The sequence below is a fragment of the Paenibacillus sp. FSL R5-0475 genome, from assembly GCF_038004585.1.
In the GTDB taxonomy this organism is placed as follows: domain Bacteria; phylum Bacillota; class Bacilli; order Paenibacillales; family Paenibacillaceae; genus Paenibacillus_AQ.
In genome coordinates this window covers 3,101,326-3,116,241 of the sequence record NZ_JBBORK010000001.1, presented here as the reverse complement: position 1 = coordinate 3,116,241, position 14,916 = coordinate 3,101,326, and the positions used below count along the sequence as shown (strand labels likewise).

10 protein-coding genes are annotated in these 14,916 nt (G+C 40.5%); 9 read left to right on the top strand and 1 reads right to left on the bottom strand.

Annotated features, from left to right (window positions below; all coding sequences use genetic code 11):
• Positions 1-22: 22 nt before the first annotated feature.
• Positions 23-2,557 (top strand): GH39 family glycosyl hydrolase, encoded by a 2,535-nt coding sequence (locus tag MKX41_RS13980; RefSeq protein ID WP_340971235.1) that lies wholly within the window; start codon positions 23-25, stop codon positions 2,555-2,557.
• On the opposite strand, the gene MKX41_RS13975 is transcribed toward MKX41_RS13980, so the two are convergent.
• Entirely contained in the window at positions 2,552-3,349 is a 798-nt protein-coding gene (locus MKX41_RS13975; RefSeq protein WP_340971233.1) for a lipase family protein, read from the bottom strand. The genes MKX41_RS13980 and MKX41_RS13975 overlap by 6 nt on opposite strands.
• A 174-nt stretch (positions 3,350-3,523) precedes the next feature.
• Between MKX41_RS13975 and MKX41_RS13970 the strand changes: the two genes are divergently transcribed.
• The 8 genes from MKX41_RS13970 to MKX41_RS13935 all read left to right on the top strand — a co-directional run bounded on the left by MKX41_RS13970 (position 3,524) and on the right by MKX41_RS13935 (position 14,877).
• Positions 3,524-5,326 carry a cache domain-containing sensor histidine kinase gene (locus MKX41_RS13970; RefSeq protein ID WP_042189748.1) on the top strand — a complete coding sequence of 601 codons (1,803 nt, stop codon included), beginning with the start codon at positions 3,524-3,526 and terminating at the stop codon, positions 5,324-5,326.
• On the top strand, positions 5,304-6,947 hold the full coding sequence (locus MKX41_RS13965) for a response regulator transcription factor (protein ID WP_340971231.1): 1,644 nt from the start codon (positions 5,304-5,306) through the stop codon (positions 6,945-6,947). Before MKX41_RS13970 ends, MKX41_RS13965 begins: the two co-directional genes overlap by 23 nt.
• 22 nt (positions 6,948-6,969) lie before the next feature.
• The gene (locus tag MKX41_RS13960) at positions 6,970-8,349 is read left to right on the top strand and encodes a carbohydrate ABC transporter substrate-binding protein (RefSeq protein WP_340971228.1); all 1,380 of its coding nucleotides are present in this window, start codon (positions 6,970-6,972) and stop codon (positions 8,347-8,349) included.
• A 114-nt stretch (positions 8,350-8,463) separates the two neighbouring features.
• Complete coding sequence (locus MKX41_RS13955; protein WP_340971227.1) at positions 8,464-10,491, top strand: DUF5107 domain-containing protein; 2,028 nt, start codon at positions 8,464-8,466, stop codon at positions 10,489-10,491.
• A 179-nt stretch (positions 10,492-10,670) separates the two neighbouring features.
• A complete protein-coding gene (locus MKX41_RS13950; protein ID WP_076299338.1) occupies positions 10,671-12,083 on the top strand; it encodes an ABC transporter substrate-binding protein in 1,413 nt (470 codons plus the stop codon).
• A gap of 174 nt (positions 12,084-12,257) precedes the next feature.
• Positions 12,258-13,163: a carbohydrate ABC transporter permease gene (locus tag MKX41_RS13945; RefSeq protein ID WP_340971224.1), complete on the top strand. Its 906-nt coding sequence runs from the start codon at positions 12,258-12,260 to the stop codon at positions 13,161-13,163.
• Between the two features lie 15 nt (positions 13,164-13,178).
• Positions 13,179-14,009 carry a carbohydrate ABC transporter permease gene (locus MKX41_RS13940; RefSeq protein WP_076286546.1) on the top strand — a complete coding sequence of 277 codons (831 nt, stop codon included), beginning with the start codon at positions 13,179-13,181 and terminating at the stop codon, positions 14,007-14,009.
• A 160-nt stretch (positions 14,010-14,169) separates the two neighbouring features.
• Positions 14,170-14,877 carry a DNA alkylation repair protein gene (locus tag MKX41_RS13935; RefSeq protein WP_340971222.1) on the top strand — a complete coding sequence of 236 codons (708 nt, stop codon included), beginning with the start codon at positions 14,170-14,172 and terminating at the stop codon, positions 14,875-14,877.
• The last annotated feature ends 39 nt before the right edge of the window (positions 14,878-14,916 follow it).

Below are 14,916 nucleotides of genomic sequence, written 5' to 3'. Positions count from 1 at the left end.
GAGAGTGAGAGGAGGGTGCTAGTTGCAAAGCTACACCTACGAAAATATTGAGATGGACGATCATCTTCCGGTCCACATGTTTTTGCACAGTACCCATCAGGTCCCGAATCATTGGCATGATAGCATTGAAATATTATTCGTACTCAAGGGGAAACTTGAACTTTTCACAAAGGACAGATTTAGAGAGTTAAATGAAGAAGATTTGTTCTTGATTAATGCTAATGAAATTCATGCGATTAAAGCTGAAGAGAATAATTTGGTGCTAGCGCTGCAAATTCCAGTTTCTTATTTACTTCTGATTGAACCTCAGATCGAAAGAATGTTATTCGATTGTAATTCTGCGGCTGCTAGCTATGAAGAACAATCTAAGTTTGATGAACTTCGTACATTGCTGGCTGAGATGATGCTGCTCCACAATAAGCGCCCACAAGGGTATCATCTACGCATACAGTCCTGTCTTCTTAATTTAACTTATTTACTCATGCAAGGATTTCGTGAACAAGACCAAAGTCCTGAGAAACATGATGATAAGCATCGTGAACGGCTATTGCGAATTACCTCTTATGTCAAAGAGAACTACAATCGGGCAATTAACATCCAGCAGTTGGCCCTTCAGGAGTATTTGACCGTTCCGTATTTATCGCGTTTTTTCAAAGAGTATATGGGTACTTCCTTTACCAAATATGTGAATGCGGTGCGTTTGGATAAAGCTGTAAAAGATTTGACGCTTACCAATCTATCCATCACACAGATCGCTCATGATCATGGGTTTCCCAACCTGAAATCCTTTAATGCGGTGTTTAAAGAGTTCTATCGACAGACGCCTGGAGAATACCGGAAGACCGTCTTGGACGGACGCAGTTCATTTCAGAAAAGCAGTGTGGCCCAGTTTAACTACTTTGACATGAATCCCACACAGGCGTTTGAGTCGCTATTCAAATATCTGCCTAACAAGAATTTATCAGCTACTTCCAATCTACCAGTTGCCCTTCATATACATAAGCAGACCCATGAGATTTCGGTAAAGTCTAACCAAAGCAAGGAGCTTGCGCATACTTGGAAGAAGCTCATGACGGTAGGAAAGGCCAAAGAGGTATTGTTTGCAGAGGTACAAAGACATATCAAGCAAATGCAACAGGAGATTGGGTTTCAGTATATACGGTTTCACGGTATTTTTGATGATGAGATGATGATTTATGGCGAGAATGAGCGGGGAGATGTGAGCTTAAACTTTGCTTATAGTGATTCATTATTTGATTTTTTACTGTGCTCCGGATTGAAACCGTTTTTAGAGCTCTCTTTTTTACCACGCCAGCTTGCGGGAGAGGGAGCTACTTCTGTTTTTTATAAAAAGAGCTTTGTGGGTAGTCCTAAGGACCTCGGTAAGTGGAATCAGATGATTCATCAGTTTATTACACATTACATCCATAGATATGGCATTCATGAAGTGAGGCAGTGGTATTTCGAGGTGTGGAACGAACCGGAAATCCATATTTTTTGGCCAGATACTTATGAAGCTTACTGTGAGCTGTTCATTTCAACATTTCAAACCATCAAATCCATAGATTCTGAGCTACGTGTGGGGGGGCCAGGTGTTTTATCTCTTACGTTAATGCAGTCAGATTGGCTGACAAGGTTTATGAATGATGTGTGCAGACGAGGCGTAAAGCCTGATTTTATATCCTTTCACAGTTATCCGTATGATGAATCGTTAAGATCAACTCAAGTGATTCAGGTGGATTATGAAGAGAATCCGGATGTGTGGTTTCAGAAAATAGAGCTTTCAGCGGATACAGAATATTTATCGCGAGTCATTATTAAATTGAAGAAAACCGTATCGGAAGCTATGGGAAGTGATGTTCCTGAACTGCATATGACAGAATGGAATGCCACAGGCTCTCACCGTGATTTAGTGAATGATACATGCTTTAAGGCAGCCTATATCGTGAAAAATGTACTGGAAAATATGGATGGTCTCCATAGTTTTGGTTATTGGACGGCTACGGATTTGCTAGAGGAGTTCAAAATGTCGTCAGAAACGTTTCATGGAGGTTTGGGGCTGATGACATATAACGGGATACCAAAGCCATCCTTCTACGCGTTTAAACTACTTGCAAAATTAGGCCGCCAATTCATTCATCAAGGGAAAGGATATTACATTACTAGTAGTGATATGGGGCTGCAGGTGTTGATGTATGCTTACGCGCATATCGATTCATTGTACCAAAAAGGTGATGCCTCGCTCATTAATCGCACGAATAGATACGATGTGTTCGAAGAAGGTGGAGACATAGAGTTGACGTTGGAGCTTGCAGATATTCAGCCAGGCTCGTATACGATCAAAAGACATACAATTAACAGGCAAAATGGAAGCGTTTTCGATCTGTGGGTACGAATGGGGGCGCCTCATCCTATAGATGCTGACACCCTTAATTATTTGAAGCAAGCCAGCTGCCCGCAACTGACCTTTGAACAAGTCGAAATAACGAGCACCTATTCGTTAATTAGTAAGTTGTCTCCGCATGAGGTGCAGTTGGTGGAATTGATGCGCTTATGATGGGTTATTTACAACTGGACAGAATCCTGGGTTCGTTAGACAAAGTTCCTCGGAGTATTGCGGTTGAAGCTTGGATAGCTCTGTGAAATAGTAGCTGATCATATGATTACCACTTGCCGATCCATTCTGAAATGACAGTGATAAAAAAGTGTGGACATGACTGTAATAGTACTTCGTTTCCCGTTTAGGTAGCCTGTATACATGTGGAGGCGCGTAGGTAACAACATCAAAGAGATTGGCATAACGGTAACTCTTGCGGACATATTGTTTAAAAGCATTAACGAAGTTCGGATCGCCTACACGTGGTGAACCATAGGTGTACAGAATAGGTGAGATGTGCGAGGTGTTGGCCGCAAGATCAATAGCACATAAAGTGGCGAGTGCTCCGCCAAGACTGTGACCAGTAATGTATAAGGTCTTATCGGGAGATAAATTAGCGAGTGTAGAGATAATCCCATCGCGCGCTGATGAGTAGATATTCGTGAAACCGCGGTGGGTAAGGGTATCTTCTTTAATGTAATTGAATCTCTCTTGTGAGGCCATAACGTTTGACATCCAATCGGTTGTGGAGCTGGTTCCTCGGAAGGCAACGATAATCTCTTGTGGAGATTCCAAAATAAATCCAAAGCGTTCCCACACCTCGCTGATGGATCTTGCTTCAATCGTATCCACGATCTGATAATCTAATGGAACGACGAACGAACCCTCTTTATTTGAGAACTGCGCATAGGTCTGTCCGCAGATAGCAGCTAGAAAGATAGCCCTTTGCTCTTGATCATTTTTGGTACCCATGTGCATCCCGCCCTTCTTCCTAAACTATATTAGGGGGACGAGGGAGAGATTCCTATATCATGCGAGACCCTGTACTAATGTGAAAGGGCTAAATTCTACACCGCTTGAATACTTACTTCAGATGATCTGTTATTAGGAGGTTTATCGATATGAATCTAACTTTAGTGTACGTAAATGATTAAATTACTTCGAAAGTCAAAAGTTCAGCGACGCTTAATGATTTCATTTCTGCTGCTGGCTATTATCCCACTGTGCACCTTCGGCTTTCTAGCTTACCATAAATCGAATGAAGCAATCACCTCTAAGACAACTACCTTTGTAAATGATATATTACGCCTCTTAGGAAGCAAGATCGGAACAGAAGTGGCCAAATATGAGACTTTCGCCGATCAAATCATGTTGAATGGAGATATTCAGCAAGCACTGCTCCGCTACAATAGATTGAGTGATCTTGATATTAGTAACATACATAAGAAGTTTGAAGACACTGTGTTAAGCGATAAATTTTGGCTGTTTGCTACAATCAAAACACTACAGATTCTAACTAATAATGGACAAGTTCTGTACGATTATGGATACGAAGAATTTACTACAGAGGATAAACAGCGAATATTTGCTCAGGCCAAACAGAATAAAAGTGCAGATATCTGGACCACAGCCCATACGACAGCTGGTGATAATATCCTTTCATTGTCTAGGAGGATTCCACTTTCATATGGATCGGGTGAAACTGTAGGGTTCGTCATTATGGGGATTGATGAGGAATTATTCTCACAGATTTTGTTTGGAAGCATTAATATGGGACAGGGTAGTGAACAAATCATTATGAATGATGCAGGAGAAATATTGACGAGCAACAACCACTTGTTTCAGTCGGATCAAGATTTGGAAGCTAATCGTACTTTAAATCATTTGATTAATTCCCGTATGGAGACGGGGACAGTAACGCTGCGGGCAGAACCCTACTTTTTCTTAAATACACATAATGAGGTACTTCATTGGAATGTAATTAGTTTAATTCCGCAAGCCTACTTGAATATGGGATCTGTAGAGATTAGAAATGAAATGTTCTTCATTGCCGTCATATGTGTAGTTGTTTCATCCTTATTTGCAACCTTCATCTCTGTTAGTATCTCCACCCCCCTTAAGAAGTTAGTGAGTGGAATGAACCAGGTCATGCGAGGTAATTTAAAGGTAGAAATAAACGACAATCATCCAGATGAAATCGGATACCTTTCAGGGAAATTTGAAGCCATGATCGAGGAAATCAAACTATTGATTGACCGTGTGGAGCAAGAACAGGCACAGAAGAGGGGTATTGAGCTACAAATGTTGCAGGCACAAATTAATCCGCATTTTCTATTTAATACATTGAGTTCGTTAAAATGGACGGCGATGCTAAGTCAGGCGGATAGTGTAAGCAATGGTTTAGGTGCACTGGCTGAATTACTTCGAAGTACAATTGTTCAGAAGAATGAACGGATAACGCTTGGGGAAGAGCTTCGGAACATCAAGAACTATGTAGTTATTCAACAAATTAGATACGGGATGTCATTACAGGTTGATGTGCAAATTCCTGAACAGTTATTAGATACTCAAGTGTTGAAATTTTTGCTTCAGCCCATTGTAGAGAATTCGATTATTCATGGACTAAGCGGCGAGAATATGGAACCTAGAATTACAATGACTGCTGAATTGAACGGAGAGGTGTTAAAGATTAAGTTAAGCGACAATGGGAAAGGGATGAGTGCTGAGAAGTTACAGGAGATATTGCAACTTAAAGATAATCATTCAGAGAATCGATTAGCAAATATCGGTATTGGAAATGTACGGGAGAGAATCAAATTACATTATGGAGACCCCTATGGATTAGAGATTTGGAGTAAGCCTGATCAAGGCACGGATGTTATCATCACGATACCTTATATTTCTACACTTCAGGAGGACTCAGCTGATGCGGATACTAATTGTGGATGATGAGAAAATAGTGAGGATTGCACTTAGTACACTAATTAAATGGGATGAATATGGTTTTAAATTAATGGGTGCTGTTGCAGATGGATACAAAGCTCTTGAGGTCATAGAGACAGAATCGATCGATATCGTGATTATGGATCTAGTGATGCCTAACATGGATGGACTTGAATTAATCCGAACGCTCAACGAACGCAAATTCACTGGGAAGTTTGTGGTGCTTAGTAATTATGATGATTATGCTTACGTGCGGGAAGCCATGAAACTTGGAGCAGAAGATTATATGTTGAAGCTGACGCTTAAGCCAGATGAGCTGATTGTCTTGCTGACGAAGATCTCGAAGCAATTATTAACGGAACGAGAGCTTAAAGAACAGGACATTCATATGAAAATTAAGCTTAATGAAACGCAGCTTCAGCAACGGAACAGCATATGGAGAGAGCTTCTTTTAGATCAGGAGCAGGACATGGTTTATTTGTTACAAGAAACACAGAAGTACGGGATACCCTTCGATAGACTTGCTGGTAATCTTATTATGATAAGAATCGATGATTATGTGGAGGCGCTAAGTAACGGCAAAATTAATAACAAGAGGCTACTTAGCTTTTCTATAGCGAATATTGTGAAAGAAACCGTGTCTGATCACTTTGCATTTGATTTCATAGAGATGGAGAGTAATCAGTATATTGTTATAGTTTATGAACAGAACGGTTATTCTGACGAACCCAGTTGGTTACTGTTGATGAATAACTTAGTGCAGATGCTTAAGCTGTATTTGAATTTAAGTGTCAGCATTACATTAAGTGATGCATTCGTAGGTTTGAAGCAGTTGAGAGAACAATACACTTTGTGTCTGCGAGCATCTACAAACAACTTTTATACGGGGCCTGCATCTGTCTTGGTTGCTGGGCATTCAAAGTTAACCCAGTCACTACACTCCATTAATTATGCGGAATGGTTGGATCAAGTCAAAGCAGCAGTTGAAGTAGGGAACACAAAGCTAGTATTGGAGAATATAAGCATATTATTTAATGAGGCAAAACAAATCAAATGGAACCCTTTAGCCTTAAAATTTCACCTTTTGGGATTATTATCTGACCTAGACAACTTGATCTTAAAATGGAACACACAAGTACTATCATCCACTGAACAAAATAGAGTAGGGGCAACAACGCTCTTAGAGAGTTTTGAGAGTGATATTTCACAAGCTGAGTCTATGGAAGGGCTTAGTCTATCTATTGAACAAGCGATGCAGGAAGCCATTAATCTATTGTATCAAGTTAAAAGTAATATTTATCGCAAAGAAGTACTTCGAATCACGGAGATTTTGCAGGAGAATGTTGAGAATAAAATAACGCTTGACCGTCTCGCTCAAGAAGTAAATATGAATGTTAATTACTTATGTCGTGTATTTAAGCAAGATACGGGCAGAAGCATTGTTCAATATATGAATGAACTAAAAATCAATAAGGCAATTGAATTGTTAAAGCTTCCGGATACGAGGATTAAAGAGGTGGCTTCACAAGTGGGGATAGATGATCCGTTTTATTTTAATCGGGTATTTAAGAAGGTCGTGGGGCTTAGTCCTTCAGATTTCCGTAAGAAATTACTCGCAACTAAATAAGTCCAAGGAGGAGGCACCTGTTATGAAATCTATGGAATCTATTAAAAATAGTTTAATATTCGCAGGTGTGATCCTATTATTATGGGCTAGCACAGGATGTACTCCTTCAGATTCGAGCTTGAGCAAAATACAATCCTCCCAAGTGAAACATGAGTTTGCGAACAAAATTCTGAACTTAGCTGTATTTGAGGGAGGGCAAGGAAAGGATTATTGGCTCGCGGTGAAACAACGATTTGAATCAGACTATCCAGGGGTAACTGTTAATTTGACTGCAAGCCCCAAGATCATGGAAATACTTAAACCGCAAATCGCAGTTGGTAATCCACCCGATATCATTTATATCTCACAGAGTGAGACGACAGGTATGATTGAAGAAATGTTAAGAGATAAATTATTACTCGATTTGACGGATGTATTTGAAGGGAATGCTCTCGATAATCAAGAACCTCTTAAGAATAAAATGCTGGATGGTATTTTAGATTATGCTAATCCCTTAGGGGATGGAAAAATTTATGCTGCACCGTTCTATACCTCTCCAATGGGGCTAATCTATAACAAGACTCTTTTTGAGAAAAAAGGCTGGAAGCTCCCAGAGACATGGGATGAATTCTTGAAGTTAGGTGAGCTCGCTAAGAAGGATGGAAGATCACTATTTACCTACCAAGGTTTGTTTCCGGGTTATTTAGAGTCTATTTTCTGGCCGTCAGTGGCATCTGTAGGGGGGATGGAAGACGTCTGGAAGGCGGAAAATTATGAGAAGGATGCATTTAGGTCCGATTCCGTCAGACTAATAGCTGAGGTGTTGAGTGCTATAGCACAAAAAGGTTATGTCATGCCAGGAACCGTTAAGTTAAGCCATACACAAGCACAGGCTGCTTTTCTACAAGGTAAGGCATTGTTCATTCCTTGCGGAATATGGATAGAGAATGAAATGAAAGGCACTCCACGCGAAGAAGGATTCGAATTTGGTTTTCTCGCACCACCTGTGTTTAATAAGGGGGATCAGAGGTATGTCATGTCCTATTTGGATAGCCTGTTTATTCCCGCCAAGGCGAAGAATATTGAACTTGCCAAGGAGTTCCTGCGTTATCAATACAATGATGATATCGTTCAGTTAAATGCGGAGAAATCCAAAGGTATAGTCACGGTTAAAAATGGTCTGGAAATCGTAAAGCCATACACTTCTCCAATATTCTATGATTCCGTTCAAATATCTCAAAAAGATGTAGCACCGATTGTTTTTCAATGGAAACAAGCATCGCAGCTAGTCATCAAAGACGTAGAGGCAATATGGAACCCCATAACTGGCCTAATGAGCAATACGCTGACTGTTAAAAAGTGGCAAGATGAGGTTGAGAAAATAACCAAGAGTGTGCGGGAATTAAGTTCTTCTATAGAATAAACCTGTTTATTGAGTGTCCTAAATCGTACAGGTTTTGTTCAATTCTGTTAATGGTAGCTTTAGCATTTAGCAGTGTAAAATTGGATTAACTATATGGGATTGGATGTGACGTGAATGAGTGTAGTCATTTCAACATTAACTCTTGAAGGTGCATTATTAGAAGGAGAGAATCCTCTTCCAATGTTCAGAAACAGAGACCATCATACAAAAGTAGGGGATAATGGTACACTTACGCCAGAATTGAGACAGCAGCTGGGTGAACATACAGGTGGGAGATATTTACCTTATCGCATGCAGGATCGCTATACACGTGAAAGAAAACCGATGGTTATGAAGTCGATTGTATTGGAAAATGACATCTTAAAAGCAGTCTTTTTACCTGAGTATGGAGGTAGACTCTATTCGCTTAAAGATAAACGTACGAACAAAGATATATTGTATACAAATCCTGTCTTTCAACCGGCTAATTTAGCGATTCTAAACGCTTGGTTCTCTGGAGGGATTGAATGGAATGTGGGACAGGTAGGTCACACCTTTACGACCGCCTCTCCCGTGCATGCTGCCAAATTGATGGATGATAAGGGCAATGAATTTCTAAGAATTTATGAATATGAGCGTTGTAAAAACATTTTTTGGCATATTGATTTTCATCTTCCTCAAGGGGCTAAGGAGCTCTCTGTCTATGTAAGAATCATTAATGATAGCAAAGCGTCGATTCCTATGTATTATTGGACAAATATTGCAGCACCGGAAACCTTGCAATCAAGAGTATTCTCATCCACTAGTAAGGTTATCTATATTGATCACCAAGTGAAGGGGTTTGGATTGGGAGATTTGCCAGTGCTTCCTTCAGTTCCAAATGAAGACTCGTCATATCCAATGAGAATTCCTTTCTCTAACGAGTATTTTTTTCAGACAGAAGCAGATTATAAATCCCCGTGGGAAGCAATTGCCTATGAGGATGGTAGTTTATTCTACGAACGTTCGACTAGCCTCTTAAGATATCGTAAATTATTTTGCTGGGGCAACCATGCAGGTGGTAGAAGATGGTGTGATTTCTTAGCGAAGCCAGGCGAAGGTAATTATGTTGAGATACAAGCAGGGCTTGCTCCAACACAGATGCATGGACTAGACATGCCTGCAAATTCAATATGGGATTTCACTCAAATATTCGGTATTACTCAGGTGGATGCACATAAGGCAAATCAAAGCGATTGGTCTGAGGCTCGGGATTTTATTGAAACGCAAGTCAATGAACAATTGCAAGAAGATGAGGTGTATATTCTTCATGAGAAGTTGCAAGCTTATGCTAATTTAACACCATCAGAACTATTGCACTCAGGCTCAGGCTGGGGAGCACTCGAGGACATTCGTAGAAAAGATCATAATGAAAGGTCTATTCCGGATGGATTTCTATTCTTGGAATCCAGTATTGCAGCACCGCAACTTCCATGGTTAGCCCTGTTACAAGAGGGAGGTTTGCCAGTGGGAGATGTGCAAGATATTCCGGCCTCTTGGATGGTCCAAGAAGAATGGATGGAATTGCTTCGTACCAGTCTAGAGCATGCAGATAATCAAATATGGAATTCCTACTTGCATTACGGCATTATGCTCTATGAGTATGGAAAGGAAGATCAAGCAATAACTGCATGGCATCAATCGCTTGAATTGAAGCCGTCTGCTTGGGTTTATCGTAATCTGGCGATTACCTCTGAACAGAGAGGAGAGGCAGATCAGGCTCTGGTCTATTATGAACTGGCGTATTCTTTATACAATGGCTTTCCTGACAGAGCATTTGCAGATGAGTATATTAGCATGTTGATTAGAAATAAACAATTTGCTAAGGCTTGGAGTGTGTACGAATCACTTCCTGAAGAGTTCAGGCAAAGTGATCGTCTCCAAATTATTATTGGAGCTGCTGCTCAGGAGTTGGGTCATAATGAATTCCTATTATACTTATTCCAGAAAGAATTTGCTGTGATTCGTGAAGGCGAAGTTACGATTGTGGAGCTGTGGTATAAATTTCAAGCTAAAAAGCTAGCGGAGAGCCGAAATACTGTATTATCTGAAGAATTAATGAAGGAAGCTATCACCCTATATCCACCACCTAATAACATTGATTTTAGAATAGTGGGAGCCTAACCAAGAGAGAGTTTCGATGATTTTAATCGAAGCTCTCTTTTTTTTAGGATGCTGAAGGTGATTAAAATTTAGATAAAATTGTGCATGCTTTGTTCAATATCGTCGATGTTAGACCTGAGTTGCTTCGTTATATACTTACTTGTGAAAGCACTTTCATATTTGAGGGGGATGCTACACACGTGAAAAAAAGACAAAAGAAGCTCACAGGTTTGTTGCTTGCTATGTCGATGGTTCTAACGTTATTGGCTGGTTGTGGATCAAGCAATACCACGAACAATGCTGCCCCGCCTGAAGCAACTAAGGAGAACACCCCTACAGCTACAACTGAGGCTACCACCGAAGTTAAAGCTTCTGGACTAGAAGGTAAGGTAGTATTCTGGTCGATGTGGAGCAGCACTGAACCACAAGCGAAGGTTATTGAGTCTGCAGTTGCTGAATTCAAGGCGGCTAATCCAGAAGTTGAAGTGGATCTGAAATTTACCGGTCGTGATATCTTAAAATTGATCAAGCCTGCTTTGGATGGAGGAGAGCAAATTGATATCTGGGAAGCCGATCCAGGTAGCCCAGCTGGTATTCAAGGGATGAAAGATTACGTTATGAAGCTTGATGATTTGCTTGCGGAGCCATCCATCGGAATGGAAGGCAAGTCAGTAAAGGATTCAATGATTCCAAGCTTGTTAAGCTGGATACAATCGCTATCCACAAAGTACGGTTTAGAAGAAGGTATTTATTCGATTCCGCAGCAACCGTATGCAGTACTCTTTTTCTATAACAAGGAAGTGTATGAGAAAGCTGGGATAACAAAAGCACCTGCCACTTGGGAAGAATTCCTTGCAGATGCTGAAAAAATCAAAGCAGCAGGTTCAGCACCGCTTACCTTCGATGACGCATATCGGGACTTATTTATTGGATCCTATCTGGCAAATGCGATGGGGGCAGATTGGGTAAGCCAGCTTGTGCAGGATAAGACCGGTGAGATGTGGAATGATCCAATCATTCTTCAATTCGCTAAAGATATGGCTAATTTAAACGCTAAAGGTTTTTTCTCTAATAAAATTGCCGGAAGTAAATATCCTGCGGCTCAGCAAGATCTCGTGCTTGGTGGTTCTGCCGCTTATCTAAATGGAACATGGCTTCCGAATGAAGTGCTTGCCACCTCAGGACCAGATTTCAAATGGGGCACGTTTCAATTCCCAGATGTTCCAAATGGAAACGGTAAAGGTGGAAAGCAAGGGTTGATCTTTGGATCTCAAGGGATGTTCATTAATAAATCGAGCAAGAATGCAGAGGCTGCTTTTGAGCTTATCAAACATATCGTTAGTAAGCAGATACAAGAAAAAATGGCGAAGGATGCACTTGCGATCCCAGCAACTATTGATTCTGAATGGCCTGCGATGCTTGCTGAAGCAGAAGCTGCTTTTCTAAATGCAAAAGAAAATATGCCTTGGGGTGGAGGTATTGGTGATGGAGGAGACTTTACGCTTGCTACCATTGTGCCTACCTTCATGGAACTTATCACTGGCAAACTGAAGCCAGAAGAATTCGGGCCGAAGCTAAGTGCGGAAGCTAAGAAATTCTACGCCGGTAAATAAAACATAACAGTTCCAAAATTCCCCTCCGTCACTTCGTTCCCTTTTCTCGAGTCTTTTTGTTCAATCTAGATTTAATGTAAATCTATATGTGGCGGTCAATAGCGGCAGCTGCATATAGATTTTTTAGAGTATAAGGAAGAATAAGTTGCACATTATGATGCGGGGGATACAAAGATGAGAATTAGTAAACCGATTATGATGCTATTCCTTCTGCCTGCTATCCTGGTTTATATGTCGATCTTTTTTTATCCAACCTTGCGGGCAGTGTTTATGAGCTTTTACGAGATATTTAATATAAACAGTAGTATCAGTGAATGGAAATTTATTGGTTTAGACAATTACTGGGGGTTATTTCATAATTCCTATTTTTTAAATTCTTCATTAAATGTGCTTAAGATTTGGATTATTGGTGGACTCATTGTTTTCGTTATGGCTTTTTTCTTCTCAGTGCTTATTTCCTCCGGCGTTCGTTTCAAAGGCTTCTGGAGAGCCTTGATTTACCTGCCTAATACTGTATCTGTTGTTGTCATGTCAGTAATATGGCTTCAGTATGTGTATAATCCAACCTTTGGATTGTTGACACATGTATTTCGCCTTCTTGGACTTGAACAATTAGCTAATATTCAATGGACGGATGACCAGCATTTATTTTTATCCATGCTGATCGCTTTTTGTTTTGGATCAATTGGTTATTTCTTATTAATTCTTGGTGCGGCCATGGATCGGATTCCTAATGATTACTACGAAGCAGCATTATTGGAAGGAGCAAACACAGTATATCAGTTCTTCCATATTACTCTTCCGTTACTCCGTGATGTGTTTAAGACCACGCTGGTGTTATGGACGGTTACAGCCATTAACTTCTTTGTATGGTCTTCCATTTTCGGGAGAAATGATCCACATACGATGACTCCTGGCTATTATATGTACTTGAAGGTATTTGGTGGGGAGAGAATTTCTGATACGCAAGCTTTCAATGTTGGAGCAGGGGCTGCGATTGGTGTATTGATTACTGTTGCAATTATTGGCTTTTCCTTCTTGATTGGTCTGTTGTTTAGGAAGGATCGTTTAGAATACTAGGAAGGAGGAGACAATATGCGTCTTCACTCAATCACTCGAATCATTCGATATGTTCCACTAGTAGTCTGGCTTATCTTTACAATTATTATTTTTGGATACGCATTCCTTGCTTCACTCAGCACGACAAGAGAGATATTTACGAACAAACTACTGGCGAGCGGATTTCATTTCTCTAACTATACCCGATTATTCGAAGAAACGAAGATCGGCTTGTACTTTTTGAACAGTCTAGTTTATACGGTAACCTCTTGCGTAGGTATTATTGTTGTTGCAGCTCCGGCTGCTTATATATTGGGACGAATTCAGTTTAGGGGAAAAAGGTTAGTTGATTTAATGTTTATCTCGGCATTATCAGTTCCGGGGCTACTGATCTCGATCCCGTTGTTTTCGTTATTTTATTCATTGAATTTAACAGGCTCAACATTTACGTTAATCTTTGTATACATTTTTACGAATGTCCCTTTTGCTGTATTTTTGCTTACAGGGTTCTTTGCATCCATTCCGAAAGAATTGGAGGAATCAGCAGCGATCGATGGATGTGGGCCGATTAAAGCTTTTATCAAAATCATCTTACCTATGGCACAGGCTGGTATTTTGACGTTAACGATTTTTAATGTGATGGGGATCTGGAATGAATATTTTTATGCTCTGATCTTTGCTAATAATCCGGATCGACATCCAATAGCATTAGCACTTCAATCCATTGTAGTAGGATATACGAATACTGGTAATTACTCGGGTATTTTTGCTGCGTCACTTCTGGTGTTTCTGCCCACGTTTATACTTTATCTTCTTGTGTCCAGAAAGATCGTTGCTGGAATTACAATCGGTTCTGTAAAAGGTTGAGGTAATAACCACCTAATAATATAGGTGGTTATTTGCGCACCCATAAGGATTCCTTAGGAAACTTAACTTGCGACAAGGAAACCCATACAGTACACTTTCTTTAACTAGTACAAACCTAAGATAGCTTGGGAAAGAACTTTGAAAAAGGAAGTGTTAAATAGTGGATTTAGAGATGGTCATGCAGGAGCTGGAAGCGCTTGGCAAGGAACGAACCAAGAAAATATATATGTCTAATGGAGCAAAGGAACCGCTATTTGGCGTGGCTACCGGAGCAATGAAGCCAATCTTCAAGAAAACCAAAATAAATCAGCCATTGGCTGAGGAACTTTACGCGACTGGGAACTATGATGCCATGTATTTTGCCGGCATCATTGCTGATCCCAATGCAATGACGGAAGCGGATTATGACCGATGGATGGATGCGGCTTATTTTTATATGCTGTCCGACTTTGTAGTGGCAGTAACCTTGGCAGAAGCAGATATTGCACAACAAGTTGCCGATAAATGGATCGCGAGTGGTGAAGAGCTGAGAATGTCAGCGGGCTGGAGCTGTTACTGCTGGCTGCTTGGCAGTCGGCCGGATGTTGAGTTTTCCGAAAGCAAGCTTGCTGGTATGCTTGAGATGGTGGGAAATACGATTCATGATTCTCCAGAACGTACCCAATACGCAATGAATAATTTCATGTACACAGTGGCCGTATCTTATTCGCCACTTCATGATAAGGCCAGTGAAACTGCAAGAACTGTAGGGCCAATTGAAGTTGATAAGAATAAGGCAAAGAGTAAATTGATTCACGCGTACGCAAATATTCAAAAAGCAGTCGACAAAGCTCGGCTTGGTTTTAAACGCAAGCATGTAAGATGTTGATCTAGCAGAAGCTTCTAGAGAAGAAAAAGGAAAAAGGAT